General features: G+C 62.6%; 25 protein-coding genes and 1 tRNA gene. 12 read left to right on the top strand and 14 right to left on the bottom strand.

The window, feature by feature from the left end; genetic code table 11:
* The gene (locus HMPREF9697_RS18310) at positions 1 to 1,062 is read left to right on the top strand and encodes a nickel/cobalt efflux transporter (protein WP_002718742.1); all 1,062 of its coding nucleotides are present in this window, start codon (positions 1 to 3) and stop codon (positions 1,060 to 1,062) included.
* Here HMPREF9697_RS18310 and HMPREF9697_RS18305 read toward each other — a convergent pair.
* Positions 1,059 to 1,496, bottom strand: a complete 438-nt coding sequence (locus tag HMPREF9697_RS18305) for a MerR family transcriptional regulator (RefSeq protein ID WP_002718741.1) — start codon at positions 1,494 to 1,496, stop codon at positions 1,059 to 1,061. The genes HMPREF9697_RS18310 and HMPREF9697_RS18305 overlap by 4 nt on opposite strands.
* 82 nt (positions 1,497 to 1,578) lie before the next feature.
* On the opposite strand from HMPREF9697_RS18305, the gene HMPREF9697_RS21105 reads away from it, so the two are divergent.
* From HMPREF9697_RS21105 to HMPREF9697_RS18290, 3 genes are all read left to right on the top strand, one after another.
* Positions 1,579 to 2,031 carry a hypothetical protein gene (locus HMPREF9697_RS21105; RefSeq protein WP_002718740.1) on the top strand — a complete coding sequence of 151 codons (453 nt, stop codon included), beginning with the start codon at positions 1,579 to 1,581 and terminating at the stop codon, positions 2,029 to 2,031.
* Between the two features lie 51 nt (positions 2,032 to 2,082).
* The gene (locus HMPREF9697_RS18295) at positions 2,083 to 2,403 is read left to right on the top strand and encodes a YnfA family protein (protein ID WP_002718739.1); all 321 of its coding nucleotides are present in this window, start codon (positions 2,083 to 2,085) and stop codon (positions 2,401 to 2,403) included.
* Between the two features lie 197 nt (positions 2,404 to 2,600).
* Positions 2,601 to 3,320 (top strand): outer membrane protein, encoded by a 720-nt coding sequence (locus HMPREF9697_RS18290; RefSeq protein WP_002718738.1) that lies wholly within the window; start codon positions 2,601 to 2,603, stop codon positions 3,318 to 3,320.
* 19 nt (positions 3,321 to 3,339) lie between these two features.
* On the opposite strand, the gene HMPREF9697_RS21675 is transcribed toward HMPREF9697_RS18290, so the two are convergent.
* A complete protein-coding gene (locus HMPREF9697_RS21675) occupies positions 3,340 to 3,468 on the bottom strand; it encodes a hypothetical protein (RefSeq protein ID WP_283804946.1) in 129 nt (42 codons plus the stop codon).
* Positions 3,469 to 3,596: 128 nt separating this feature from the next.
* On the opposite strand from HMPREF9697_RS21675, the gene HMPREF9697_RS18285 reads away from it, so the two are divergent.
* Positions 3,597 to 4,316 (top strand): outer membrane protein, encoded by a 720-nt coding sequence (locus tag HMPREF9697_RS18285; RefSeq protein WP_002718737.1) that lies wholly within the window; start codon positions 3,597 to 3,599, stop codon positions 4,314 to 4,316.
* A 138-nt stretch (positions 4,317 to 4,454) separates the two neighbouring features.
* Here HMPREF9697_RS18285 and HMPREF9697_RS18280 read toward each other — a convergent pair.
* The 3 genes from HMPREF9697_RS18280 to HMPREF9697_RS18270 all read right to left on the bottom strand — a co-directional run bounded on the left by HMPREF9697_RS18280 (position 4,455) and on the right by HMPREF9697_RS18270 (position 5,687).
* Positions 4,455 to 4,531, bottom strand: a tRNA-His gene (locus tag HMPREF9697_RS18280).
* A 203-nt stretch (positions 4,532 to 4,734) separates the two neighbouring features.
* The gene (locus tag HMPREF9697_RS18275) at positions 4,735 to 5,160 is read right to left on the bottom strand and encodes a phasin (RefSeq protein ID WP_002718736.1); all 426 of its coding nucleotides are present in this window, start codon (positions 5,158 to 5,160) and stop codon (positions 4,735 to 4,737) included.
* Between the two features lie 152 nt (positions 5,161 to 5,312).
* The gene (locus HMPREF9697_RS18270) at positions 5,313 to 5,687 is read right to left on the bottom strand and encodes a phasin family protein (protein WP_002718735.1); all 375 of its coding nucleotides are present in this window, start codon (positions 5,685 to 5,687) and stop codon (positions 5,313 to 5,315) included.
* A gap of 298 nt (positions 5,688 to 5,985) precedes the next feature.
* Here HMPREF9697_RS18270 and HMPREF9697_RS18265 point away from each other — a divergent pair, with 298 nt between their 5' ends.
* Positions 5,986 to 9,099: a PAS domain-containing protein gene (locus tag HMPREF9697_RS18265; protein ID WP_002718734.1), complete on the top strand. Its 3,114-nt coding sequence runs from the start codon at positions 5,986 to 5,988 to the stop codon at positions 9,097 to 9,099.
* A gap of 3 nt (positions 9,100 to 9,102) precedes the next feature.
* Here the strand turns inward: HMPREF9697_RS18265 and HMPREF9697_RS18260 are convergent, their stop codons facing one another.
* Both HMPREF9697_RS18260 and HMPREF9697_RS18255 read right to left on the bottom strand, forming a co-directional pair.
* The gene (locus HMPREF9697_RS18260; RefSeq protein WP_002718733.1) at positions 9,103 to 9,753 is read right to left on the bottom strand and encodes a 3-oxoacid CoA-transferase subunit B; all 651 of its coding nucleotides are present in this window, start codon (positions 9,751 to 9,753) and stop codon (positions 9,103 to 9,105) included.
* 18 nt (positions 9,754 to 9,771) lie between these two features.
* Positions 9,772 to 10,473, bottom strand: a complete 702-nt coding sequence (locus HMPREF9697_RS18255) for a CoA transferase subunit A (protein ID WP_002718732.1) — start codon at positions 10,471 to 10,473, stop codon at positions 9,772 to 9,774.
* 284 nt (positions 10,474 to 10,757) lie between these two features.
* Here HMPREF9697_RS18255 and HMPREF9697_RS18250 point away from each other — a divergent pair, with 284 nt between their 5' ends.
* On the top strand, positions 10,758 to 12,725 hold the full coding sequence (locus HMPREF9697_RS18250; RefSeq protein ID WP_002718731.1) for an AsmA family protein: 1,968 nt from the start codon (positions 10,758 to 10,760) through the stop codon (positions 12,723 to 12,725).
* A 1-nt stretch (position 12,726) separates the two neighbouring features.
* Here the strand turns inward: HMPREF9697_RS18250 and HMPREF9697_RS18245 are convergent, their stop codons facing one another.
* The 4 genes from HMPREF9697_RS18245 to HMPREF9697_RS18230 form a co-directional block, all read right to left on the bottom strand.
* A complete protein-coding gene (locus HMPREF9697_RS18245) occupies positions 12,727 to 13,542 on the bottom strand; it encodes an ABC transporter permease (RefSeq protein WP_002718730.1) in 816 nt (271 codons plus the stop codon).
* Positions 13,542 to 14,453 (bottom strand): ABC transporter permease, encoded by a 912-nt coding sequence (locus tag HMPREF9697_RS18240; protein WP_002718729.1) that lies wholly within the window; start codon positions 14,451 to 14,453, stop codon positions 13,542 to 13,544. The genes HMPREF9697_RS18245 and HMPREF9697_RS18240 overlap by 1 nt, the downstream gene beginning before the upstream one ends.
* Positions 14,450 to 15,574: an ABC transporter ATP-binding protein gene (locus HMPREF9697_RS18235; protein WP_002718728.1), complete on the bottom strand. Its 1,125-nt coding sequence runs from the start codon at positions 15,572 to 15,574 to the stop codon at positions 14,450 to 14,452. The genes HMPREF9697_RS18240 and HMPREF9697_RS18235 overlap by 4 nt, the downstream gene beginning before the upstream one ends.
* A 141-nt stretch (positions 15,575 to 15,715) precedes the next feature.
* The gene (locus HMPREF9697_RS18230; protein WP_244597987.1) at positions 15,716 to 17,923 is read right to left on the bottom strand and encodes a putative bifunctional diguanylate cyclase/phosphodiesterase; all 2,208 of its coding nucleotides are present in this window, start codon (positions 17,921 to 17,923) and stop codon (positions 15,716 to 15,718) included.
* A 300-nt stretch (positions 17,924 to 18,223) separates the two neighbouring features.
* Between HMPREF9697_RS18230 and HMPREF9697_RS18225 the strand changes: the two genes are divergently transcribed.
* Entirely contained in the window at positions 18,224 to 19,330 is a 1,107-nt protein-coding gene (locus tag HMPREF9697_RS18225) for an NAD(P)/FAD-dependent oxidoreductase (protein ID WP_002718726.1), read from the top strand.
* 82 nt (positions 19,331 to 19,412) lie between these two features.
* On the opposite strand, the gene HMPREF9697_RS18220 is transcribed toward HMPREF9697_RS18225, so the two are convergent.
* On the bottom strand, positions 19,413 to 19,598 hold the full coding sequence (locus HMPREF9697_RS18220) for a YdcH family protein (RefSeq protein WP_002718725.1): 186 nt from the start codon (positions 19,596 to 19,598) through the stop codon (positions 19,413 to 19,415).
* Positions 19,599 to 19,837: 239 nt separating this feature from the next.
* Here HMPREF9697_RS18220 and HMPREF9697_RS18215 point away from each other — a divergent pair, with 239 nt between their 5' ends.
* From HMPREF9697_RS18215 to HMPREF9697_RS18205, 3 genes are all read left to right on the top strand, one after another.
* Positions 19,838 to 20,044 carry a YdcH family protein gene (locus tag HMPREF9697_RS18215; protein ID WP_009337291.1) on the top strand — a complete coding sequence of 69 codons (207 nt, stop codon included), beginning with the start codon at positions 19,838 to 19,840 and terminating at the stop codon, positions 20,042 to 20,044.
* Positions 20,045 to 20,190: 146 nt separating this feature from the next.
* Positions 20,191 to 20,667: a 5-(carboxyamino)imidazole ribonucleotide mutase gene (gene purE, locus HMPREF9697_RS18210; RefSeq protein ID WP_002718723.1), complete on the top strand. Its 477-nt coding sequence runs from the start codon at positions 20,191 to 20,193 to the stop codon at positions 20,665 to 20,667.
* A gap of 11 nt (positions 20,668 to 20,678) precedes the next feature.
* A complete protein-coding gene (locus HMPREF9697_RS18205) occupies positions 20,679 to 21,776 on the top strand; it encodes a 5-(carboxyamino)imidazole ribonucleotide synthase (RefSeq protein ID WP_002718722.1) in 1,098 nt (365 codons plus the stop codon).
* Between the two features lie 52 nt (positions 21,777 to 21,828).
* On the opposite strand, the gene aqpZ is transcribed toward HMPREF9697_RS18205, so the two are convergent.
* Positions 21,829 to 22,545, bottom strand: a complete 717-nt coding sequence (gene aqpZ / locus HMPREF9697_RS18200; protein WP_002718721.1) for an aquaporin Z — start codon at positions 22,543 to 22,545, stop codon at positions 21,829 to 21,831.
* A 265-nt stretch (positions 22,546 to 22,810) separates the two neighbouring features.
* On the opposite strand from aqpZ, the gene rpsU reads away from it, so the two are divergent.
* The gene (rpsU, locus tag HMPREF9697_RS18195; protein ID WP_002718720.1) at positions 22,811 to 23,104 is read left to right on the top strand and encodes a 30S ribosomal protein S21; all 294 of its coding nucleotides are present in this window, start codon (positions 22,811 to 22,813) and stop codon (positions 23,102 to 23,104) included.
* A 99-nt stretch (positions 23,105 to 23,203) separates the two neighbouring features.
* Here the strand turns inward: rpsU and HMPREF9697_RS18190 are convergent, their stop codons facing one another.
* Entirely contained in the window at positions 23,204 to 24,691 is a 1,488-nt protein-coding gene (locus HMPREF9697_RS18190; protein WP_002718719.1) for an aldehyde dehydrogenase family protein, read from the bottom strand.
* Between the last annotated feature and the right edge of the window lie 81 nt (positions 24,692 to 24,772).

The raw sequence follows: 24,772 nt of genomic DNA, 5'->3' as shown, positions 1-24,772 counted from the left end.
ATGACCGACTTCGCGCAGCTGTTACAGCAGGGTACGGCTCACGCCTGGCTGTTCGTGCCGAGCGCAATCTTGTTAGGTGCGCTTCATGGGCTCGAGCCTGGCCACTCGAAGACCATGATGGCCGCTTTCATCGTTGCCATCAGGGGGACGGTGTTTCAGGCAGCTCTGCTTGGACTTTCGGCCGCGCTATCCCACACCGCAATCGTCTGGATCGTCGCCGCCGCCGGACTGTACTTTGGACGCGAATGGGGTGGCGAACAAAGCGAGGCCTATTTTCAGCTAGGCTCGGCAATCATCATCGTCGGTGTCGCGATCTGGATGGCCTGGCGGATATGGCGCGATAATCATTCGGAATACGACCATCACCATCACGACGAACCTCAACTCATCGAAGCAGGCCAGTCTGTTCTGACCCTTGAGGTGTTCGAAGACGGCGTGCCGCCGCGCTGGCGTATCGGAGCTGAACGCGGGACTCTCCCCGATGCGGGGCACGTGAGGCTGGAGACTCTGCGGCCGGATGCAAATCGGCAATCGTTCAGCTTCGTCCGAAGCGGTGACGTTCTCGAAAGCGTTGAAGAGATTCCCGAGCCACATGCTTTTCAGGTGCGCCTCTCGCTTCCGGAGCATCCCGGCGCATTCGAACTGGCTTTCGAAGAGCACGACCATTCACACATGGATCTCGGGGAGGAAGACGATGCACATGCGCGTGCTCATGCCGCCGACATCCGGAAGCGATTTTCCGGGCGCACCGTTACGACATGGCAAATCGTGCTCTTCGGCCTCACAGGCGGCCTGATCCCCTGCCCGGCGGCCATCACGGTTCTGCTGCTTTGCATTCAGCTCAAGCAGCTGAGTCTCGGCTTCGTCCTCGTGCTGTGTTTCGGCATCGGCCTCGCTTTGACCATGGTGTCGGCAGGCGTGATCGCGGCGCTGAGCATCCGGCATATCGAAAAGCGCTGGTCCGGTTTCAGCCGGTTCGCACACAACGCTCCCTATGCATCGGCCGCTTTGATCCTGATGGTGGGCCTGTACACCGGATGGATGGGATGGAGTTCGATCTAGCCTGCAGCAGACGATCGGCTTGCGGCTAGGCTAGCGGCGGCTCCGATCTCCTCGAAGATGACGCAATCCGGACCGGAGCCTCCGGCGCAGTTCGCATCGCATGCGCGGACCATCGACGCGAGCGACTTTTCCAGCGCGATCAAATCTAAAATCCGATTTCTAACTCTTTCGAGATGCACCTGCGCAAGGTCGCGGGCGTCCGAGCACGACGAGCGGTCGTTCTGCATCGTGACAAGCAATGACCGGATATCGTCGATGGACAGATCGAACGCGCGACACCGCCGCACGAACGTCAACCGGCTGACATCTTCGAAGCCGTAAGTCCGCTGGCCGCCGCTTTGCCGCGCTGCAGGGCACAGCAGGCCGATCTCTTCGTAATAGCGAATCGTGGCGACGGTCGTGTCCGTCCTCCGGGCGAGTTCTCCGATGCGCATGGCCGCGTCCATTTCCTGCTTGAACCTCAAGTTACTTGAGGGGCTACAGCCGAGGCATTCACTAACTCGCCTGGAGCTTCACATGAGCGTTATCGACCAGAACTCGACCTGCACCACCGCATGCACACCCGCAACAGATACGGCTCAGGGATGCGGATGCGTTCGGAAATCCGCGCCGGACTCAAAGCTCGCCGGTGCCGCCGCGACATCGGCAATGTCCGCCGTGGCCTGCACCTCGTGTTGCGTTCTTCCCTTGGTGTTGCCCGCCGTGGTGATGGCCAATATCGGCGGCGTCACCGCCGTTCTCGACCATGCTCATGTCTGGATGACGAGACTTGCCATGCTGGTGCTGGGCATCGCATGGGCAGTGACAATCCGGCAGGCCGTCAAGAATCGGACATGGCCGACACGAACAGCCATTGCGCTTCTCATTGCTTCGACATTTCTCACGACGACGGCCGCATCATGGAAATGGATCGAACCGGCGGCTTTCCAGATGCTGGGTATCACCAAGACGCCGAAAGCCCATGACTAGCTGACATGAGCCGCGTGGTGTAGATCGCGTTGGGTCCATGTTGGAGGGGCGATGAAAACCGCGCTTGCCTATCTCGGCGCTGCATTCATGGAGATCGCAGGATGCTTCGCATTCTGGGCGTGGCTGCGTCTCGGCAAGTCTGCCCTGCTGGTTATTCCCGGAATCGCGGCACTGATCCTGTTCGCCTACCTGCTGACACTCGTGGAGAGTGAAGCCGCAGGACGCACCTTCGCAGCCTATGGCGGGGTCTACATCCTTGCGTCGGTCGCATGGCTTTGGCTGGCAGAGGGGCTGCAGCCGGATAGATGGGACCTGACGGGCGCGGCGATCTGTCTGGCGGGGGCCGCTGTGATCATCGCCGGGCCGCGATAACAGGCCAGTCTGACGACTGGCATCTTCAAAACAAGGTGATCTCAAAGCCTTTCCAAGCCCCGGAGCGTCCGACGCCAGTGCCGCGCATCGCTTCGCGTAAAGCTGTGGTTTCGGCGCTACAGACTCCGCGCGGGCTCGGTGCGACAAAATGACCTGAAATTTCTGTTTTCTGGAATTATCGGTCAGGGAGAACGACCATGAAGAAATTCCTTTTAAGCACAGCCGCCGTCCTGCTCGCCGCTGGTTCGGCCAGTGCTGCTGACCTCGCCGCCCGGCCCTACACCAAGGCTCCTGCTTACGTTGCTCCGGTCTATAACTGGACCGGCTTCTACATCGGCGGTTTCGTCGGCGGCGCGTTCGGTGACAGCTCCAGCATTAGTGATGCTCTCATCCCTTTCCTCACCGGCACCCGTGACAGCTCTTTCTTCGGCGGCGGCCAGCTCGGGTACAATTATCAGTTCGCTCCAAACTGGGTGGCCGGTCTCGAAGGGGACATCGGCGGCCTGTCGAAGAACGAACGCACATTCCTCATTGCTCCAGGGGTCGGCCTGCATGATCGCACCAACTGGCTGGCATCGGTCACTGGCCGTCTCGGCTACACTTGGGGTCCGGGCCTGATCTACGCCAAGGGCGGTGTTGCGTTCCGCGACAGCAGCGACCTGACGGGCTTTGGTGGTTTCCCCTCACTCCCGGCCCATCGCGACGATACCGGCTACACCGTCGGCGGCGGCCTCGAATACATGTTCGCCCCGGCCTGGTCGGCGAAGATCGAGTACCAGTACTACAACTTTGGCAACGTTGCGCCGGAGTTCGCCCCTGGTGTTGCAGTCTTCCACTACCGCGACGACGTTCACACGGTGAAAGCTGGCATCAACTATCACTTCAACTGGGGCGGCCCGGTTGTAGCAAAGTACTGACTTCAGACCATCTGGCGGATCAGACAAAACGTCTTTCGCCAAAGGTGCGCTCCAAACAACGAAGCCCGGCCTTGCGCCGGGCTTTTTGTTTGGTGAACGAGCGCCGACCGACAAAACCGGCGGCGGCATCTTCAACGATCATGCCCATAATGACGACTTGCTAACCATCACACCCCCTCCCCTAACGCTGTGATTTCCACGCTACAGACTCTCCACAGGCACGGTGCAACAAACCGATCGACTGTTTCTGAAAATGATCGATCGGGGAAATCGACTATGAAAAAAATCTTTTTGAGCGCTGTCGCCATTCTGTTCACCGCCGGTGCCGCCACCGCCGCAGACCTGCCTGCACGGACCTACACCAAGGCACCTGCCTATGCCGCCCCTGTCTACAATTGGACGGGTTTCTACATCGGCGGTTTCGTCGGCGGAGCGTTCGGCGACTCTGCCAGCATGAGTGACATCGTCGTGCCTTTCAGCGGCGGCACGCGCGACAGCTCTTTCTTTGGCGGCGGTCAGCTCGGTTACAACTACCAATTCGCTTCGAACTGGGTGGCCGGCCTCGAAGGCGACATCGGAGGCCTGTCAAAAAGCGAACGCACGTTTCTCCTTCCCCCATCTGTCGGCGTTCGTGATCGCACCAACTGGCTGGCATCGGTGACGGGGCGCCTCGGCTACACATGGGGACCGGGCCTGATCTACGCCAAGGGCGGTGTTGCCTTCCGTGACAACAGTGGTCTGACCGGGTTTGGCGGTTTCCCGACCCTTGAGGCCGATCGAAACCAAACCGGCTATACCATCGGCGGTGGCGTCGAATACATGTTCGCTCCCGCCTGGTCAGCGAAGATCGAGTACCAGTACTACAACTTCGATCACACCACGGTGGAAATGGCGCCCGGTGTGACAGCCTTCCGCTACCGCGACGACCTTCACACGGTGAAGGCCGGCATCAACTACCACTTCAACTGGGGTGGCCCGGCTATCGCCAGGTACTGATTTCGTAAAAAAGCCCGGCCTTGCGCCGGGCTTTTTGTTTGGGTCGGCGTCGCGCCGACCAACAGCTCAAAGCATCGCGAGCAGACGCGCAAGGCAGACACGGGAATGGGGGATGAGAGACGGTGTAAAAGCCGACGATGGTACAGTTGGGTGGGATCGAACCACCGACCTCCGGATCCACAATCCGGCGCTCTAACCAGCTGAGCTACAACTGCATCCTTCGTTGCGCCCAAGGGGCGCGAACGCGCGGAAACTAGGGGCACCGCCCGGCTTTGGCAAGACCGGACAAGCCATTCTGTAACAAGAGATTCTATCAAATTGCAGGCCGGCCGGCAGAAGAAATTCCGCCGCTGCCGCATGCCGAACGCGAAAACGGCCGGGCAAGCCCGGCCGTCCGCAGATCAATCTTCTAAATCGCTCAGGCGACGTTCTGGAACGCCTTGGTGACGCTGGCCTTGAACGGCTCAACGGTCTCGGTCGCGACCTTCTGGCCGAGCTCGGCGAGCTCCTTCGACTGGACCGTCAGGGTTTCGAACTGCTTGCGCGCATGGGCGCTCATCAATTCGGCCGCCTGCGACAGGGAGCTGACGCCGACCAGCGACTGGGCAAAATCGAACGACGAGGTGACGTTGGCCTGCGCGATATCGACGAGCTTGGCGGTGAAGCCGCTCGCACCCTTGGCAGCCGAAGCGTAAACCGCTTCCAGCGCCTCGTTGTTGCTCTCGGCGGCAGCCTTGAGCTTCTGATAGCCGTCACGGGCCTGGTTGACGCCGTTCTCGGCGAACGCGCGGAACTGCTCGGGAATCTGGAACGGAGTGGCGGTGAAAAATCCTTGGGTGCTCATATTGGCGGGTCCTCAGCCTTTGAAAAAAATGAGGCCACGCGCAGCCCGGCATATGACCGGCCACCAGCCTCTGACCCAACCAATATAGGACGTCTTATTGTGCATTGCAATATTTTTATTGCAATGCGTTAATTTCATCCTAAGCGCCTGAACTAGCGTGGCTTTACGTTATCCATTGCCGCCTTGGTGACAGCCTGCCCCATTTCCGAGGCCTGCTCGGCCAGCGCTTTCATTTGCGCCTGCACGTATTCGGAATGCAGCCGCATGATCTCGGTCAGGTCGGATGCGTGCACAAGCTGCTGGGCGTAGGAGAGCGAGGATTGGACGTTCTTCTCCGCGAACGAAATCGCCTTAGCGGTAATGTCCTTGGCGTTGGCGCGCGCCGTCTCGCCTGTCCCCGTCAGCGTGCTGGCGGTCTGGTGAGCCTGTCCGAGAAAGCTCTCGAACGCCTTGCGGGCCTGGTCGAAGCTCGCTTCCGCCATCGAGCGCATTTCCTGGGGAATCTCGAAACGATTGTTGTCAGCCATGGCGTCGCTCCTGTTCGTTCCGGCCTGCTTGCCAGCCTCGTAAAACCAACAGACGGCAGGGCTGCGCGGTTCCTGCATCATAACAGCGCGGCGTGACAGCCGTCCGACGCTCATCGTGACTGACGCAGCATTTTTTGCAATCGCCTGCGCCATCATCGCGGATGATTTAACAACCCTAGTTAAGGTTTATCGCCAGTTTGGGCTGCAGTTGGTGGACTCATCCGCTTTCCCATTGATAATCAGCCTGTAAGGCCCACATCGTGCAGCCAAATTTCTTTCCGGAGCGGGATTTCGAACGTTGCCCAGAGCCGAGTTCTCCCTGCAGGCGATCCGCGACAGCCGGCTCTCGACCTATTGTCTGAGCGCCGCGCCCGCCTGGGTGTGGTCCGAAAGCGGCGAGCATTTGCTGTGGGCCAATGCGGCGGGCCGCGCCTTCTTCCGCGCGTCGAGTGACGACGCATTGTGTGAGCGCACCTTCGGCCCTGCCGATCCGTATCGCCGTCTGGTGAAGCAACTGGCAGCCCGTCTTTCGTCCTCAGGCGCAATGCGGCTAGAGCGGCTGCGCGGATTCGGTGCACCGCTTGGCGGCCTGATGACCTGCGGCTGCGCGCGAATTTCGCTGGGCGGCGAGAGCGGCGTTCTGATCGTCGCTGAGTATCCCGGCGGGCGGCCGCTGCCACTCGTGGAGCGCGTGCTGGCGCTGATCGAGGGCATCGAGCGGCCGGCCGTGGCCTTCGTGGACGGACGGCTTACCGCCGCCAACTCCGCCGCCCGCGCGCATGACGACGTGCGCGATGAGCTCGCCGGGATGGTGCTTCCGACCCATTTTCCCGAGCAAGCCTCAGAAATCGAGACGCCGCTCGGGCACGCCACGGTCCACCGTGCGGGAATAGACCCGGAAACCGTCCTGATCGTGCTTCTGCACGGGTTCATTGCACATCCGCACCCCGACAAACCCGTTGACGCAGCCCCAGCCCCTGTTGCCGAACCGGCCCCGGCGGGCGACGTTGTCTCTATGCCTGAGCCGGTCGCGACCGAACCGGCCGCGCCCACGCCCTCTTTGCCGAACGAGCCCTTCATGGACGACCGCGTGGAATCCAACCACCCTTCCGAGACGCCGCCCACAGCGGCGCCGGATTTGATTCCGTTGCCGGACGATCTCGCCGGACAAAAGCGGCAGCATCCGCTGCGCTTCACATGGGCGATGGATGCAGAGGGCCGCTTCTCGTTCGGCTCTGAGGAATTCACCCATTTGATCGGCGCACAGACCACCGCCGCGTTCGGCCGGCTCTGGAGCGAGGTCAACGACGCGCTGACGCTCGATCCGGAGAACCGCGTGGCGCAGGCGGTCGCGACCCGTGACACCTTCAGCAACATTCTGCTGCAATGGCCGGCGGACGGCCTCAGCGGAAGGCTGCCGGTGGAGATGTCGGGGCTGCCGATCTACGGCCGCGACCGCGCCTTCACGGGCTATCGCGGCTTCGGCATCTGCCGCGATCTCGACGGTCTCGCGCGTGCCGCCGCACAGCGCCGCCACGACACGCTGTTCGGCTCGTCGCCTGCCCCGGTGCAGACACCGATGGACGCTGCTTCGACTGTCGAGCATGATTCCATTGCCGGGCAGGCCGCGCCCGAATTCGTCGCATCGGCCGACGAACCGGAGCACATCGAAAACGGCGAGACGCCGCCCAACGTGGTGCCGTTCCGTCCCGCCAATGACGACGCGCGGCCGCCCGTGCTGACGCCCGGCGAGAACAACGCTTTTCAGGAACTGGCGCGGCAACTGTCCGCGCGGCTGGAAAGCGAAGCCGAACATCGGCTCGACGCCCAGCACGCCGAGGAAGCCAACAACAGCCTGGCCGAACAGCCGCGCGACGATATGATTTTCGAATCCGACGAGGACGAGGTCGAGGTGCCGCCCGCACAGCCTCAGGCTGTCGCGCATGCGCCGCAGAACACCTCGCTCTACGATCAGATTCCCTCGGGCGTACTGGTCTATCGCGCCGATCGCCTGCTCTACGCCAACCCCGCCTTCCTCGCCGCAACCGGCTACACGACGCTCGCCGCGCTCAACAGGGATGGCGGTCTCGGTGCGCTTTATGTCGGGTCCGGCGGCTCCGATGCAGATGGCAGCAGCGAAGGGACGCCGATCAAGGTCTCCACCGTCTCGATGGGTGCGCATCAGGCGCACGATGCAAAGCTGCACACCGTCGACTGGGAGGGCGAAAGCGCGCTCGCACTGGTGCTGTCACCGACAGCAGCAACCCCGCAGCTGGAGCGCGTCGTTGCCGAACCATCGCCGGCTGCGGAAGACCGCATCGAGGCCGATGAACTCGCGACCATTCTCGAAACCACCGCCGAAGGCGTCGTGATGTTCGACGGCGACGGCCGCATCATCGCCTGCAACCGCAGCGCCGAGGCACTGTTCGGCCGCGACGGCCTCGAAGGCCGCAACCTAACCGAACTGTTCGCGCCGGAAAGCCAGCGCGCGGTGCTCGATTATCTCGACGGCATCAAGTCCGACGCCATGCACGGCCTGCTCGAACAGGGCCGCGACGTCCTCGGCCGCGCGCCCGACGGCGGCGCGATGGCGTTGTCGGTGACGATCGGACGGACCCACCCGGGCCGCCCGCGCTACTTCGCAGTGTTCCGGGACAAAGCGCCCGCAGCACCACGGCCGGATCAGACGAAGCAGGCCGACGAACGCGCGGCGAACGCCAAGGCCGATCTGCTCGCCCGCCTCAGTCATGAGGTTCGTGCACCAGTCAACGCCATCATCGGTTTCGCAGACGTCATGATCGAGGAGCGTTTCGGCGCGCTCGGCAACGAGCGCTACGCCGACTACATGAAGGACATCCGCGCCTCCGGCGAGCGCGTGATTTCCATCATCGACGACATGCTGGACCTGTCGCGGATCGAGTCCGGCAAGCTTGATCTCGATTTCGAAAAACAGGATCTCAACGCGCTGGTCGAACAGTGCGTCGGCGTGATGCAGCCTCAGGCCAACCGCGAGCGCATCATCATCCGTTCATCCCTGACTCACGGCCTGCCGAACATTCAGGCCGATGCACGGGCGCTGCGCCAGATCGCGCTAACACTGATCGGTTGTGCGATCCATCTCGCCAATGCGGGCGGACAGGTGATCGTCTCGACCGCGCTTACGGATTTGGGCGAAGTGGCACTGCGCATTCGCGACACTGGCCACGGCATGAACGACAACGAGATTGCCGCCGCAATGGCGCCGTTTCGCACGCCATCGCCTGCCGATGAGGTCGCGGCGGGCAACGGCACAAACCTGTCGCTTGCGAAAGCGCTGGTGGAAGCCAATCGCGGCCGCTTCCATCTCAAGAGCGCACCAAACACAGGCACGCTGATCGAAGTGGCGTTTTCACAGGCCGCCGCGACGGCGTGAGGCTCACGCCCCCTTCAGCGCCACCTTGTAGCTCGCCTCGGTGTTGGCCTTCACATCGTCGAGCGTGACACCGTCGGCCAGTTCGATCAGCGTCATGCCGTTTGAGCCGTGCTTGTCGATGGTGAACACCGCAAGATCGGTGACGACGAGATCGACCACCTTCTGCCCGGTCAGCGGCAGCGTGCACTTGTGCAAAAGCTTCGGGCCGTCCTTGGCCGAATGCTCCATCACCACGACGACACGCTTGACGCCCGCGACGAGATCCATCGCGCCGCCCATGCCTTTCACCATCTTGCCGGGGATCATCCAGTTGGCGAGATCGCCGTTCTCCGCGACCTGCATCGCGCCGAGAATAGAGAGGTCAATGTGGCCGCCGCGGATCATGCCGAACGAATCCGCGCTGGAGAAATAACTGGTGTTCGGCAGTTCGGTGACGGTCTGCTTGCCGGCGTTGATGAGGTCGGGATCTTCCTCACCCTCATAGGGGAACGGCCCGGTACCGAGCATGCCGTTCTCACTCTGCAGGTTCACGTCCATGCCGTCGGGAATGTAGTTCGACACCAGCGTCGGAATGCCAATGCCGAGATTGACGTAGAAGCCGTCGCGCAATTCCTTCGCGGCGCGCGCTGCCATCTGTTCGCGGGTCCAGGCCATGATGTATCTCCTGAAGAATTAGGCGCGCTTGCGCACGGTGCGCTGCTCGATGTGTTTCAGCTTGGGATCGACCGCGACGATGCGTTTGACGAAAATGCCGGGCGTATGGATCTGGTCGGGATCGAGTTCGCCCGCAGGCACCAGATGCTCGACTTCCGCAACCGTCATGCGCGAGGCGGTCGCCATCATCGGATTGAAGTTGCGCGCGGTCTTTCGGTAGATCAGGTTGCCGGCGGTGTCGCCCTTCCAGGCGTGGATGATGGAAAGATCGGCGAACAGCCCACGCTCCATCACATAGGTCTCGCCGTCGAACTCCTTCAGCTCCTTGCCTTCCGCCGCCAGCGTGCCGACGCCGGTCTTGGTGTAGAAGGCCGGGATGCCTGCGCCGCCGGCGCGGATGCGCTCGGCGAGCGTGCCCTGCGGATTGAACTCGAGTTCGAGCTCGCCCGCCAGGAACATCTGCGCGAAGGTCTTGTTTTCGCCGACATAGGACGAGATCATCTTCTTGATCTGCTTGCTCTCCAGCATCCGGCCGAGCCCGATGCCATCGACGGCGGCATTGTTGGAAATCACCGTGAGGTTCTTCACGCCGCTGTCGCAGATCGCGTTGGCGAGCGACTCGGCGATACCGCACAGACCGAAGCCGCCCGACATGATGGTCATGCCGTCGCGGAGCGTGCCTTCCAGCGCCGATTTGGCGTCGGGATATACCTTGTTCATGTGCAACCCATTCCAGTGGACACGGCGGCAACGCCGAGCTCAGGGACGTTCTTAGGCGCAATCCGGAAAAGCCGTCAATCGAGCAAAAATAGGCAGGCCACCCAGGATCGGTGGCTTTCGTGACGGGCGGATGTCTGCCCGCCAACGGCATGGGCACGTGCGGGGAGGTGTGGCAAAGATCCCACAAGCCTTGAAAGCGTCAAGAAAACGGATCAAGTTGCGCGCGGCTTGGGCGACCCCTGTGGATCGCCCGCAACCACGACATCAAACCCGGATCCTTCTATTTGACTACGCACGCGATCAGACGCCTTGCTTTGCCCGTGGCGATCGTCCTCGGCGTCGTGCTGGCGGGACTTCTCGCAAGCTCCTGGTTCATCGATCGTAATGCCGTTCGGCAGGCCGTCGAAAAGCAAATTCGCGACGCCACGGGCCTCGAACTTGTCGTCACCGGCCGGACCGACGTGTCGCTGTTTCCTTCCACGCGGGTCGTGCTCCACGGCGTCTCCCTGAAGGGCAACGCCAATGACGATGCACCGCTCAGCACCGACCAACTTCAGGCCCGGCTGAGCCTGTTCGGGCTGATCGTCGGACATTACCGCGTCGCCGACGTCTCGCTGCGCGCGCCGCGCATCCGCCTGACCGTGGACAAGGACGGCCACTCCAATTGGGGGCCGATCGTGCAGACCTTCGCCCGCGCGGTGAAGCCCGCCGCATCGCGCGATGTATGGTTTTCCGACGTCAGGATTTCCGACGGCACGCTCCTCTATCGCGATGCCAAGAACCACGCCAACGAAACAGTGGGCGGCATTGATCTCGCGATCTCGCTGCCATCCAGCTCGCGCTCTTTCTCAGTGCGCGGCCAGTCGACCTGGCACAACGAGCAACTCGAAGGCAGCTTCACCATCGCCGATTTCCTCGCGGCCGTCGGCGGCGAGAAATCCGGCCTGAAGGTGAAGCTCTCCGGCACGCCGCTGAAACTCTCCTTCGATGGCAGCATGACCAACCGTTCGAGCCTGCTGCTCGATGGCGCGCTGACCGCCGACACCAGTTCGCTGCGCGGCCTGACACGCTGGGCAGGGCATGAATTGCCGGGCAACAACGGCTTCGGCCCGTTCTCGCTGAAGGCGCGGGCCAACGTCGTCGGCAACTCCGTCGCGTTGACCAACGTCACCACCTCGCTCGACGGCAACGCCGCAGAAGGCGTGCTGACCTTCAACGACAGCACCGGTCAGCACACGCTGCAGGGCACGCTCGCAGCCGATTCGCTCGATCTTACGCCCTATCTCGGGACCATTCGCCTGCTTGCGGGCGCACATGAGTGGAACCGGCAGGCATTCGATCTGCAGGCGCTGGCGGAAACCAATCTCGATATCCGCCTCTCGGCAGCGAAGGTCACTGTCGGCTCCTCGCGGATGGGGCGCACCGCGCTCGGAGCGAATTTGCGCAACGGCACGCTGGCGCTCTCGATCGGCGAGGCGCAGGTGTTCGGCGGCATCGTCCGGGGATCACTCTCCCTCAGCCGTATCGACGAAGGAGCCAACATCAAGGCGCAGTTCGGATTCACCGACGTCGATCTCGAAGCGGGCGCAGCCGACCTGTTCGACATCCGTTCGCTGCGCGGCAGGGGCGATCTCAACCTCACCCTTGAAGCCCAGGGCGCGAGTGCCTTCGCGCTGACTCAGACGCTCGACGGCAACGCTGCCCTGACCGCCCACAACGGCGCACTGTCGGGCTTCAACATCGAGCAGTTGCTGCGGCGGCTGGAGCGGCGGCCTCTATCGGGCGCGGGAAGTTTCCGCAGCGGCTCGACACCATTCGATACGCTGCGGATCGCCGTCACCATCAATGACGGCATGGCGCACGCAGACGACATAGCACTCGACGGACCAGCGACGCGCGTCACACTCACCGGCGGCGCCTCGATCCCCTCACGCGAATACGATCTGAAAGGCAATGCCGAGCTGAAAGCGGCGAACGGCGCCCCGCCCGAATTCCAGTTACCGTTTGTTGTTCAAGGTCCATGGGACGATCCGCTGATCCTGCCGGATTCCGATATCCTGATCCGCCGCTCGACCGTCACCGCGCCGCTGCTCGACTCGCTCAAGGGGCGCAATGCGCATGATGCCGTGAAGGCGGTGATCGAACGGCTGTCGGGCGGCAAGAAATCCGCGCCAGAGGCAGCACCTCCTGCCGCTGCAACTCCGCCCGCAGCAGAGAAACCGGCGGCACCCGCTGCTCCGCAATCCAACTGATCTAGAGCGGCGCGGCGTTCTCGCCACGGTCGTTTGAGAGCTTCGAGGCGAGCGAGGCGGCCACGATCACCATCGCGACGAATGCCACGATCAGCGTACAGATCGCGTTGATCTCCGGCTTCACGCCGAGCCGCACTTCCGAATAGATGCGGATCGGCAGCGTCGATGAGCCCGGCCCCGTGGTGAAACTCGCGATCACCAGATCGTCGAGCGACAGCGTGAAGGCAAGCATCCAGCCAGCGGCAATCGAGGGCCAAATCAGCGGCAGCGTCACCGAGGCGAACGCCCGCGCCGGGCTGCAGCCGAGATCCATCGCCGCCTCTTCCAGACTGCGATCGAGCCCGTTCAGCCGCGCCTGCACCACCAAGGTGACGAAGCACATCGTCAGCGTGGTGTGCGCGATGGTCACAGTCCAGAAGCCGCGCCCGGCATTGGTGGCAACAAACAACAGCAGCAGCGACAGCCCGGTGATGACTTCCGGCATCACCAGCGGCGCATACAGCATGCCGGAGAACAGCGTGCGGCCACGGAAACGCCCGCCGCGCGACAGCGCCACCGCGGCCAAGGTGCCGAGCAATGTCGCGGCGCTCGCCGACGCCACACCGACACGCAGACTCATCCACGCGGCGGACAGCATCGCGCCGTCGTTGAACAGTTCACGGTACCATTTCAACGACCAGCCGCCCCACACCGTGACAAGGCGCGAGGCGTTGAACGAATAGATCACCAGAATGACGATCGGCAGATAGAGGAACGCAAGCCCCAGCGCGAGCGCCGCGACGTTCACAGCAGAGGGTCTGTGCAGCGAGCTTGCCATCACCCCTGCTCCAGTTGCTTGCGCTGGATGTGCTCGTACACCAGAAGCGGTGCGAGCAGCAGCACCAGCAATACGACGGCGATGGTCGAGGCCACCGGCCAGTCGCGGTTGGTGAAGAATTCAAGCCACAGCGTCTGCCCGATCATCATCCGGTCCGAGCCTGCGAGCAGATCAGGAATCACGAATTCGCCCGCGATCGGAATGAAGCAGAGCAGCGCGCCCGCCGCGATGCCCGGCAGCGAGAGCGGCACGGTGATGAGCCAGAATGCTTTCAGCCGCGAGCAGCCGAGATCGGCCGCCGCCTCCAGAAGCGAGCCGTCCATTTTCGACAGCGTCGCGAACAGCGGCAGGATCATGAAAGGAAAATACGAATAGACGATGCCGAGATACATCGCGCTGTCGGTCGACAGCCACGGCAGCGGTCGGTCTATGACATGCAGCGCAAGCAGCAGCGAGTTCAACAGGCCGTCATGCTGCAGGATGTTGATCCAGGCATAGATGCGGATCAGGAACGAGGTCCAGAACGGCACCACGACCAGCATCATCGCGATACCCTGCCAGCGCTGCGGCAGGCGCGCCATCGCATAGGCGACCGGATAGCCGATCACCAGCAGGATCGCGGTCGAGACCAACGCCACGGTGAGACTGCGCAAGTAAGAGAAGATATAGATGTCGTCAGTGGCAAGCAGATAGAAATTGTCGGTCGAGAATTTCGCAAGACCCGCACGAAGCGCATCCCAGCCACCGAACAGATCGAGCGTCGGCAGATAAGGTGGCTGCGCGATCACGGTTTCCGACAGCGATATCTTTAGCACGAAGCCGAACGGCACCAGAAAGAACAGCACCATCCAGAGATAGGGCGCGATCGCGGCAATCCGCGCCGGGCGGGTGAAGATGCGGCGGCTCTTCATTGCGTCAGCACCACTGCGTCTTCCGGCGCGAACGACACCATCACCTGCTGTCCAGCTGCGAATGGAATGTCGTTGCCTGCGGCGTTGGCGCGGACGACCTGCACGACATCGCCGCCCGCGAGCTTCACACGATAACGCGTGAGGCCGCCGAGATAATCGGCGTCAAGCACCTCGCCCGGCCGCGCGTTCGCATCGTGTGATGAAAGATCGTGCGACAGCGACAGCTTCTCGGGCCGCACGGCGATGCATGCCGATTTTCCCATTTCCACGCCGCCCGCGACGCGAAGCAGACCGGCGGCTTGCGTCGCAACACTGACGACGCCGTCGTCCTGCGACATTACCTGTCCTTCGAACAGATTGATGTCGCCGACAAAGCCCGCGATCCAGCGCGTGTCCGGCCGTTCATACAGCGTGCGCGGGGCTGCGACCTGCACCAGCTGCCCCTTGTTCATGACGCCGATCCGATCGGCGAGCGTCATCGCCTCCTCCTGATCGTGCGTGACGATGACGAAAGACATCCCGAGGCGGCGCTGCACCTCGACGAGTTCGGCCTGCGTCTCGGCGCGCAGCTTTTTGTCGAGAGCCGCGAGCGGCTCATCGAGCAGCAGCAGGCGCGGTCGCCGCGCCAGCGCCCGCGCGAGCGCCACGCGCTGACGTTGCCCGCCTGACAATTGATCCGGCTTGCGCCGCTCCAGCCCCTGCAGCCGCACCAGTGCGACCATCTCCGCGACGCGCACGGCGATCTCGTCCTTCGCCATCGCCGCCTGTTTCAGGCCGAAGGCAATGTTGCCCTCGACGCTAAGATGCGGAAACAGCGCGTAGTTCTGGAACATCATGTTCACGGGACGCAGATGCGGCGGCACGTCGGCGATGTTCTTGCCATCGAGCCAGATGCCACCCTCGTCCGGCATCTCGAATCCGGCGAGCATGCGCAGCAGCGTGGTCTTGCCGCAGCCGCTCGGCCCGAGCAGCGCGAAGAATTCGCCCGCGCCTATCTCCAGCGAGACACCATCGACCGCGACGAAACCACCGAACCGCTTGCCGACACTCTCGATGCGCATCAGCGGCGCAGACCGGCTGCGTTCCGCATGACCCGGCTGTGCCGAAAACCCGCCCTGCATTCGATCCCGCACTCCCGCCCTGACGGCTCATTGTCGAGCCGCGTGCCAAACCAAAGCGCCATGCTCTTGGCATCACTGGGCGCATTGTCAAGCCGGGCGGCCGCGACCACCAGACGCGCGCTCAAGCAGAGAAAAGGAAAATCAGCTCACCCGGCGGATGGTGACGACATTGCTGCCCTCGGTCTCGACATAAGGCTGCCGTCCCACCCAGGCGTCGTATTGCGCAATCGGTGCGGGCTTGCCGAGCAGATAGCCCTGAATCTGGTCGCAGGCTTCCACCGCGAGGAAACTCAACTGGTCCTGCGTTTCCACGCCCTCGGCGACGATGGAAATATCGAGGCCGTGGCCGAGCCCGATCACCGAGCGGATAATCGCGGAGGATTGCTGGTTGCGGCCAAGATTCATGACAAAGGCGCGGTCGATCTTGATCTTGTCGAACGGGAACGCCTGCAGATAGGTCAGCGATGAATAGCCGGAGCCGAAATCGTCCATCGCGATGCGCACGCCGAGCGCCTTCAGGCGGCGCAGCAGCAAGAGGCCGCGCTCGAAATCGTCGATCAGCACGCCTTCGGTGATCTCGAGTTCGAGCCGGCCGGGGGTGAGGCCCGTCTCCAGCAGGATCGAGTGAACGAGACCGACCAGATCACCATGCATGAACTGCGCGGGTGACAGGTTGACGGCGATCTGCAGATGGCGCGGCCAGGAGGCCGCCTCGCGGCAGGCTTCACGCAGAATCCACTCGCCCAGTTCGACGATCAGGCCGCTTTCTTCGGCAAGCGGAATGAAATCTGACGGCGGCACGAAACCGCGCATCGGATGCACCCAGCGCACCAGCGCCTCGAAGCCCGTCACATCGTCGCCGCTCAAGCTCTGGCGCGCGCGAGACAGCGGCTGGTAGTGCAGCGACAATTCGCCTTTGCGCAGTGCGTTGTAAAGATCCTGATGCAAAGCGCGCCGGTCGCGCATCTGCTGATCCATCTCGGCTTCGTAGAAAACCACAGAACCGCGCGACTTCGCCTTGGCCCGGCTCAGCGCAGCACCGGCGTTCGCCAGCAGCGCGGCACCGTCGCGTCCGTTGCGCGGGAAAATCGAAATACCGGAGGTAACGCCGATGCGCACCACCTTGTCGTCGATCAGAAAATCCTGCGAGATCATCTTGGCGACGGTTTCGGCGAGCTTCCACGCAGCAGTTGGCTGCTCACCGTCGATGATCATGCCGTACTCATCGCCGCCGAGCCGCGCGACCACGCCGGCTCCCGCGGCTTTCTCCAGCCGCTTGGTGACCTCGATCAGTAACTTGTCGCCGACCTCGTGGCCGAACACATCGTTGACTTCCTTGAAGCGATCGAGGTCGATCGACAGCACCGCGAACTCTTCCGAAGTGCCGTCGCAGGCGTCGATCAACTGCTCCAGCGCCTGCAGGAACGCCGCGCGGTTCGGCATGCCGGTGAGGCCGTCGTGATAGGCCATATGCGCCATGCGCGATTCCGTCTCGCGCCGGTCGGTGATGTCGTCGCTGGTCTTGATGAGATATTGCGGCTCACCCACCTCGTTGGCGAGGGTGACTCGGCGCGTAGCGAACAGGCGCAATCCGTTGTCGGTCGGAATCGGATGTTCTTCGGTGACGAGGCCGCCCTGCTTGATCGCGGCGTCGTCGCGCTGGAGCACGAACTTCGCGGCTGCCTCGGGATGAACTTCCATCACCGTCTGGCCAATGATGGCGCTGCGTTCGCGGTTCAGGATCGTCTCGGCGGCGCGGTTGGCGAGCACGAATTTGCCATCGTCGATACGTTTCACCATCACGGCGGACGGAATGTTGTCGAGCACCATTTCCAGGAAGCGCTTGGTCGCATTCAGTTCGTGCGAGAGCCTACCCTGCTCGGTAACGTCTTCATGCGTGGCAACGATGCCGCCATTGGCGAGCGTTTCTTTCTTCATATGGATGCGCCGGCCGTCTGGCAGCACATTCACATAGCCTTCGGGTGACATGGAGTCCCGCCAATAGGCCTCAATGTCCTCCGACAACATCCCACGCGCTTTACGAAGCTCCATAAGCTCCAACCGCGTCATGTTCCTGCGGATATCGGAACGCGACAGGCCATAGATTTGCAGATAGCGGTCGTTGCAATAAATGACCACCTGCCGCGCATTGGTGATCACAATGCCCTGCGACAGGTTGTTGAGCGCGGACGAGACGAAGAATTCGCGGCGGGCGTTGGTGCGACGGGCGCGGCGCAGCGCGGACATCACCCAGACGAACATCACCCCCAAAAACAGGATCACGAGCAGGCCGTTGATCAGGACCTGCCACATCATCGAAGCCTGATCGATGCCGTCGAAATCGAGCATCTCCGCGTCGGTCACGGCATGCGCGACCGAGGCTGTCATCGTCAACAGCGTGACAACCAAACTCACCCCGCCGGAGAAGCGAATGGCTCCCGTTCTGATTGTCCGTCGCCCGACTTCCATGATGACCCGTGCATTGACGCACGCACTCTCTGGTTGCACCGGTTTGAATCGGGTAAACGCCTACCCATGCGGTCGCGATTTATCACTTCCGCGCGAGCAAATGGTTCGTCATGCTTAATGAAATCCTAATTGGCGCGCCGCCCGGCCATTTCGCGAGCGTGCGGTTGCACCGGAGCACGCATGGACCGCGTTGAATGTATCGTCGTCGGCGCCGGCGTCGTGGGGCTTGCGATCGCGCGCACCCTCGCCGTGACCGGACGCGAGGTGATCGTGGTCGAAGCGGCGGGCGATATCGGCACCGGCACGTCATCTCGCAATTCGGAAGTGATCCATGCTGGCATCTATTATCCTGCGGGCAGCGCCATGGCGCGGCTGTGCGTTGCCGGGCGGCAGATGCTTTATCGCTATTGCGAGGATCACGGCGTGCCGCACCGCCGCTGCGGCAAGCTCATCGTCGCCACCGGCGCCGATGAATCCGAGAGACTTGCCGCGATCCGCGCACGCGCGGAAGCGAACGGCGTCACCGATCTCGTCACCCTGAGTGCAGACGAAGCGCGCGCAAAGGAGCCCGCGCTGAGCTGCACCGGCGCACTGCATTCGCCGTCAACAGGTATCGTCGACAGCCATGCGCTGATGCTCGCCTTGCGCGGCGACGCCGAACAGGCGGGCGCGGCATTCGCCTTTCACGCGCCATTCGTGAGAGCGCGGCGCGAAGGTGAAGGCTTTGTGGTCGAGATCGGCGGCGATGCGCCGATGACGCTGGGCTGCGATCTTCTGATCAACGCGGCTGGGCTGAGCGCGCCGGAGGTGGCCCGCGCCATCGAAGGATTGCCGGCGGAGCATATCCCCACGGCCTATTACGCCAAGGGCAACTACTTCGCCTGCACGACGCGCGTGCCGTTCTCGCATCTGATCTATCCGCTGCCAGAGCCGGGCGGCCTCGGCGTGCATCTGACGCTCGACACCGGCGGCGCGGGGCGGTTCGGCCCCGACGTCGAATGGGTGGAGACGCTCGATTACGATGTCGACCCGAAACGCGCGGAGCGCTTCTATCCGGCGATCCGGCGTTATTGGCCAGGGTTGCCGGACGGCGCGCTGGTGCCGGCCTATTCAGGCATCCGGCCCAAGATCGTACCGCCCGCAGTCGCAGTGCAGGATTTTGTGATTCAGGATGCGCAACGTCACGGCGTCCCGGGACTCGTCAACCTGTTCGGCATCGAGTCGCCGGGACTGACCGCGTCGCTTGCGATCGCGGAAGACGTGCGGGCTCTCACCTCGTCACGCTGAAACAGCGGACGGGCGAGCAGCCCTTCACATCCAGACTTTCAATTGGGAAGCTTGAGCCTTGTGAAAGAGAGCGGAAGAAACGCTAGTGCAGCGTTTGGCCGCCCGACGCCTTGAGGCGCTCGATCTGATCCTTGAGCAGCAACTTGCGCCGCTTCAGCTCGACAATACGCACATCGTCAGTCGCGAGATTCTTCAAAGCCTCGTGCAATTCGCTTTCGAGGACGCGGTGTTTCCGCTCCAGTTCAACGAGATGCGCCTGAATCGCCATTAGAAGTCTCCTTCTTCCGTGGATGTCAGATACAAGGTCGAACGGAAGATTGTACATCGCAATTGCGATCTGTCGACTGGGATCGATGCGACACATTCAAACTTCTTCCTGTCCGGAAAACGGAACGGATCACATTTCAGAAAATGTGGCCGGAAAATTCCGAAGGCTGGCACCGCGCGTCCTTTTCTGCCATGAAGATAACAAGCTGCGCTTCGCAGACCGGCAAGCCGTCGATAATCATGGCCGAACAAGACAATAACGAATTCGCCCTCGAGCTGGCCCGGTTGCAACAGGAGCATCGTGACCTTGATGCCGCAATCGAGGCTTTGCACCATTCTCCCGCGCCAGACCTGCTGCAGCTGCAACGGCTGAAAAAACGCAAGCTGCAATTGCGCGACCGGATTTCTTTCCTCGAAGACCAGATCACCCCGGACATCATCGCCTGACCGCCGTTCGCGCCCTGCGAAAGCCGGAGCCACGCCCGGGCCCGGCATTGACCATGTGATGCCAACCAGCCCCCAAAGCCATTGCCCGGCAGGGGGGCGCTCCTGTAATCCTTGTCTTTCCCCCTTTTTTCGAGAATCGAGCCGCCATGTCCGCCCCCGTTGCCATCATCATGGGAAGCCAGTCCGACTGGGAGACGATGCGGCATGCCGCCGAGACGCTGGACGCCCTCGGCGTCGCCTCCGAACGGCTGATCGTCTCTGCCCACCGCACCCCGGAGCGGCTCTACAGCTTCGCCAAAGGCGCTAAAGCCGCCGGCCATAAGGTCGTGATCGCAGGCGCCGGCGGAGCCGCCCACCTGCCCGGCATGACCGCCGCCCTGACCGAACTGCCGGTGTTCGGTGTTCCCGTGGAATCCAAGGCGCTGTCGGGTGTGGATTCGCTGTATTCCATCGTGCAAATGCCGGCCGGTGTGCCGGTTGGAACCTTGGCGATCGGCAAAGCCGGCGCTATCAATGCTGCGCTTCTGGCCGCCAGCGTGCTCGCGCTGTCCGACGGCGCGCTGGCAGCGAAACTCGCCGCATGGCGCAAGCAACAGACCGCCGCCGTCTCCGAGCGGCCATAAGGATTCCCTAAGTGACTACTTCGAAACAGGTGGCGCTGAAGCCCGGCGACACGGTTGGCATTTTGGGTGGCGGCCAGCTCGGTCGGATGCTGGCGCTTGCCGCTGCGCGGCTCGGCCTTAAATCGCACGTTTTCTCGCCGGACCCGGATTCGCCCGCCTTCGATGTGGTGCAGCACTGCACATGCGCCGAATATGCCGACATCGAGGCGCTCGAACTGTTCGCCTCCGACGTCGACGTCATCACCTACGAATTCGAGAATGTCCCGACCGCCGCCGCGCTGGCTTTGCAGGCCCGCCGTCCGGTGCTGCCGGATACAAAGGTTCTGGGGACGACGCAGGACCGCCTTATCGAGAAGAATTTCGTCAATGGTCTCGGCATCGGCACCGCCGGTTACGCCGACGTGACGTCCGCCGACAGCCTGCGCAGCGCGGTCGCCAAGATCGGCCTGCCCGCGGTGCTGAAGACGCGCCGCTTCGGTTATGACGGCAAGGGCCAGGCGATGATCCGCGAAGGCGACGACCTCGACGCGGTGTGGGCGGCGCTGTCCACCCGCTCGGCGATCCTCGAAGCGTTCGTGCCGTTCGAGAAGGAGGTCTCCGTGATCGCCGCGCGCTCGGCGAACGGCGAGGTCGTCTGCTTCGACGTCACCGAGAACGAGCACCGCGATCACATCCTGAAATTCTCCCACGCGCCGGCGGCGATCCCCCCCGCGCTGGCTGATCAGGCGCGCGACATGGCGGCCAAAATCGCCAACGCGCTGAATTATGTCGGCGCGCTCGGCGTGGAAATGTTCGTCGTGCCCGGCGAGAACGGGCCGAGCCTGCTCGTCAACGAGATCGCACCGCGCGTGCACAATTCCGGCCACTGGACGCTCGACGGCGCATCGATATCGCAGTTCGAACAGCACATCCGCGCCATCGCGGGCTGGCCGCTCGGCGTCCCGGTCCGCCACGGCCAGGTCACCATGACCAACCTGATCGGCGACGATATTCTCGACTACGGCAAGTGGCTGACCGTGCCCGGCGCAACGGTTCATCTCTACGGCAAGGGCACGCCGCGCCCGGGCCGCAAGATGGGGCACGTCACCGAGGTGAAACCTCACAAGTAAAACAAAAGGCCGCCGCGATCGCTCGCAGCGGCCTTTGTGTTTCGACGTGAGATTACTTCCGCCCCTCGACGATGCCGGCCGGCTCGTCGCTCAACCAGCGATAGACAACCCCGCCGATGACGCCGCCGATCAGCGGCGCGACCCAGAACAGCCAGAGCTGCTGCAAGGCCCAGCCGCCGACGAACAACGCCGGGCCGGTGCTGCGCGCCGGGTTCACCGAAGTGTTGGTGACGGGAATGCTGACGAGGTGGATCATGACGAGCGCAAGGCCGATGGCGAGCGGCGCGAAGCCTGCAGGAGCGCGGCCGTGGGTCGCGCCCATGATGACGAACAGGAACATCGCCGTCATGGTCACTTCGCAGACGAAGCCTGCCATCAGCGTGTATTTGCCCGGCGAGTGATCGCCATAGCCGTTGGAGGCGAAGCCGCCAGCAAGGTCGAAGCCCGCTTTGCCGCTGGCGATGACATAGAGCAGAGCCGCGCCTGCGATCGCGCCGATCACCTGCGCGATGATGTAGGGAATGACCTGGCTGCCGGGAAAGCGGCCGCCCGCGCAAAGTCCCACCGTCACCGCCGGGTTGAGATGGCAGCCGGAGATATGGCCAATGGCGAAGGCCATCGTGACGACGCTCAGGCCGAAGGTGAACGCCACGCCCAGAAGGCCGATACCGACCTGCGGAAAGGCCGCCGCGAGAACGGCGCTGCCGCAACCCGCGAATGTGAGCCAGAAGGTGCCGATCAGCTCGGCGGCATATTTTTTCGCATTCATATCTCGTCTCCTTCAAACGGTGGCGTCAGACCGCTCGTTCGAAGGAACCCAGGCTGAAACCCCGCCAAATCTTCGAATCACGCTCCGCCGGGGTCGATTCTGACCCAGAATTCTGACATCCGTATCTGCGAAAAACCCTGTCCACAGGCGTGGACACTACCCCCCCGATCTGGTAGAAACCCGACTTCGACGTGAAGGGCTTTGCCTTTGGCGGCCCTTCTTTACGTCCCCATTTTCAGGCTTTCGAACCAAAAAAGGATGCCGCGTGCAGGTTCTCGTCCGCGATAACAATGTCGATCAGGCCCTCAAGGCGCTGAAGAAGAAGATGCAGCGCGAGGGTATTTTCCGCGAGATGAAGCTCCGCGGTCATTACGAAAAGCCCTCCGAGAAGAAGGCCCGCGAGAAGGCTGAAGCCGTTCGCCGCGCCCGTAAGCTCGCTCGCAAGAAGCTGCAGCGCGAAGGCCTGCTGCCGATGAAGCCGAAGCCGGTGTTCGGCGCGGATCGTGGCGCTGGCGGCCGTGGCGGTGCAGCCGGTGGCGCGCCGCGCCCCGCTCGCTAAGCGACCTCTTTCTTTCAGACTTAAAAAACGCGGGCCTTGCGGCCCGCGTTTTTCGTTTGTAGGGCCTCCTCACAGACGGCGGAGGAAGTTCCTGCAAGCTCAGCCTCTGGTGTTGAGCCAGACCACCTTTTCTTCGGTGAAATTCTTGAGCGCCGCGGTGCCGCGCTCGCGGCCGAGACCGGAATCGTGCGCTCCGCCCCACGGCAGACGAACGTCTGTGTAGCCGAACGTATTCAACCACACCGTTCCCGCCTTCGCATGACGGGCGAAGTGCTGCAGGCGGCCGATGTCGCGGCTCCATGCACCCGCGGCAAGGCTGAACGCCGTGCCATTGGCGATGCGTAGCGCCTCCGCGTCGTCCTTGAACTTGATGACGCTCACCACAGGCCCGAAGATTTCCTCCTGCGAGATGCGCATCTCGTGTTCGACATTCGCGAACACCGTCGGTGCGATGTAGAATCCGCGATTGCCGATCCGCTCGCCGCCGGTGGTGAGCGACGCGCCCTCCTTACGGCCGATGTCGACGTAACCGAGAATACTGTCCATCTGCTTTTCGGAGATCACAGGGCCAAGCATGGTGGAACGATCCGACGGATCGCCCATCTTCATGGTCCGCGCGCGCGCCGTCAGCCGCTCGACGACTTCATCATAGACCTTCTCGTGGGCGAGTACGCGGGAACCCGCCGAGCACACCTGGCCCGCGTTGAAGAACACGCCCGACGCTGCCGACTTGGTCGCTGCCGCAACGTCGGCATCCTCGAAGATCACGTTGGCCGACTTGCCGCCGAGTTCGAGCGAGACGTGTTTGAAGTTGCTCGCAGCGCCCTTCATGATGCCACGGCCAACGCCAGGGGAGCCGGTGAACGTGATCTTGTCGACATCCGGATGATTGACGAGTGCCTCGCCGACCACGCGGCCGGAGCCCGCGACGACGTTGAACACACCGGCCGGCAGACCGGCTTCAAGTGCAAGTTCGGCAATCCGCAATGCCGAGAGCGACGTCAGTTCGGCCGGCTTCATCACCACGGTACAGCCACATGCCAGCGCGGGAGCCAGTTTCCACATTCCGATCATCATCGGGAAATTCCACGGCACGATCGCCGCGACCACACCCACCGGCTCGCGCACGGTGTAGGTCAGCGCGTCCTCACGCGCAGGAATCACTTCGCCATGAACCTTGTCGGCCCATCCGGCATAGTAGGTCAGGGTATCGATCGCGGCGGGCAGATCCTGCCGCAACACACTGGATATAGGTTTGCCGGCATCGAGGCTTTCGAGCTCGGCGAGTTCATCGGCATGCTCCTTCATCAGATCGACGAGCCGGAACAGAATTTTGCTCCGCTCGGCGGCACGCATCAGGCTCCATGGGCCTTCGAACGCCCGCCTAGCTGCGGCAACGGCCCGCTCTACATCTTCCACGCCGCCCTCGGAGACGGTGGCAATCACCTCTTCGGTGGCAGGGTTGATGCTTCTGAAGGTCTTGCCGGAGGCGGAGGGAACGAGCTTGCCGTCGATGACGAGCAACTTCTCTCTGGCCGAAACACGCCTGATGAGCGATGCAGCATCGTAGTCATATGCTACAGACATCATATTTCTCCTTTTTCTTGTTCTTTAAGGTAGGATGATTTAGCCAATAAAAAATATGATATCTTAGACAGGAACGTTCCC

Origin of the sequence: Afipia felis ATCC 53690 (assembly GCF_000314735.2) — a bacterium.
GTDB classification, from domain to species: Bacteria; Pseudomonadota; Alphaproteobacteria; order Rhizobiales; family Xanthobacteraceae; genus Afipia; species Afipia felis.
Note: the sequence above shows the minus strand (reverse complement) of the source record. Positions and strands in the feature narration are given on the sequence as shown.

Bases quoted from the DNA above. Each gene is read 5' to 3' on its own strand.
- HMPREF9697_RS18230 (WP_244597987.1), bottom strand. From the start codon at position 17,923: ATGCTCGATTTCGACGGCATCGATCAGGCTTCGATGATGTGGCAGGTC.
- HMPREF9697_RS18235 (WP_002718728.1), bottom strand. From the start codon at position 15,574: ATGCAGGGCGGGTTTTCGGCACAGCCGGGTCATGCGGAACGCAGCCGG.
- HMPREF9697_RS18310 (WP_002718742.1), top strand. From the start codon at position 1: ATGACCGACTTCGCGCAGCTGTTACAGCAGGGTACGGCTCACGCCTGG.
- purE (WP_002718723.1), top strand. From the start codon at position 20,191: ATGTCCGCCCCCGTTGCCATCATCATGGGAAGCCAGTCCGACTGGGAG.
- HMPREF9697_RS18275 (WP_002718736.1), bottom strand. From the start codon at position 5,160: ATGAGCACCCAAGGATTTTTCACCGCCACTCCGTTCCAGATTCCCGAG.
- HMPREF9697_RS21105 (WP_002718740.1), top strand. From the start codon at position 1,579: ATGAGCGTTATCGACCAGAACTCGACCTGCACCACCGCATGCACACCC.
- HMPREF9697_RS18285 (WP_002718737.1), top strand. From the start codon at position 3,597: ATGAAAAAAATCTTTTTGAGCGCTGTCGCCATTCTGTTCACCGCCGGT.
- HMPREF9697_RS18260 (WP_002718733.1), bottom strand. From the start codon at position 9,753: ATGGCCTGGACCCGCGAACAGATGGCAGCGCGCGCCGCGAAGGAATTG.
- HMPREF9697_RS18245 (WP_002718730.1), bottom strand. From the start codon at position 13,542: ATGGCAAGCTCGCTGCACAGACCCTCTGCTGTGAACGTCGCGGCGCTC.
- HMPREF9697_RS18295 (WP_002718739.1), top strand. From the start codon at position 2,083: ATGAAAACCGCGCTTGCCTATCTCGGCGCTGCATTCATGGAGATCGCA.
- HMPREF9697_RS18255 (WP_002718732.1), bottom strand. From the start codon at position 10,473: ATGAACAAGGTATATCCCGACGCCAAATCGGCGCTGGAAGGCACGCTC.
- HMPREF9697_RS18305 (WP_002718741.1), bottom strand. From the start codon at position 1,496: ATGCGCATCGGAGAACTCGCCCGGAGGACGGACACGACCGTCGCCACG.
- HMPREF9697_RS18270 (WP_002718735.1), bottom strand. From the start codon at position 5,687: ATGGCTGACAACAATCGTTTCGAGATTCCCCAGGAAATGCGCTCGATG.
- HMPREF9697_RS21675 (WP_283804946.1), bottom strand. From the start codon at position 3,468: ATGGGCATGATCGTTGAAGATGCCGCCGCCGGTTTTGTCGGTCGGCGC.
- HMPREF9697_RS18190 (WP_002718719.1), bottom strand. From the start codon at position 24,691: ATGTCTGTAGCATATGACTACGATGCTGCATCGCTCATCAGGCGTGTT.
- HMPREF9697_RS18225 (WP_002718726.1), top strand. From the start codon at position 18,224: ATGGACCGCGTTGAATGTATCGTCGTCGGCGCCGGCGTCGTGGGGCTT.
- HMPREF9697_RS18240 (WP_002718729.1), bottom strand. From the start codon at position 14,453: ATGAAGAGCCGCCGCATCTTCACCCGCCCGGCGCGGATTGCCGCGATC.
- HMPREF9697_RS18290 (WP_002718738.1), top strand. From the start codon at position 2,601: ATGAAGAAATTCCTTTTAAGCACAGCCGCCGTCCTGCTCGCCGCTGGT.
- HMPREF9697_RS18220 (WP_002718725.1), bottom strand. From the start codon at position 19,598: ATGGCGATTCAGGCGCATCTCGTTGAACTGGAGCGGAAACACCGCGTC.
- HMPREF9697_RS18215 (WP_009337291.1), top strand. From the start codon at position 19,838: ATGGCCGAACAAGACAATAACGAATTCGCCCTCGAGCTGGCCCGGTTG.
- aqpZ (WP_002718721.1), bottom strand. From the start codon at position 22,545: ATGAATGCGAAAAAATATGCCGCCGAGCTGATCGGCACCTTCTGGCTC.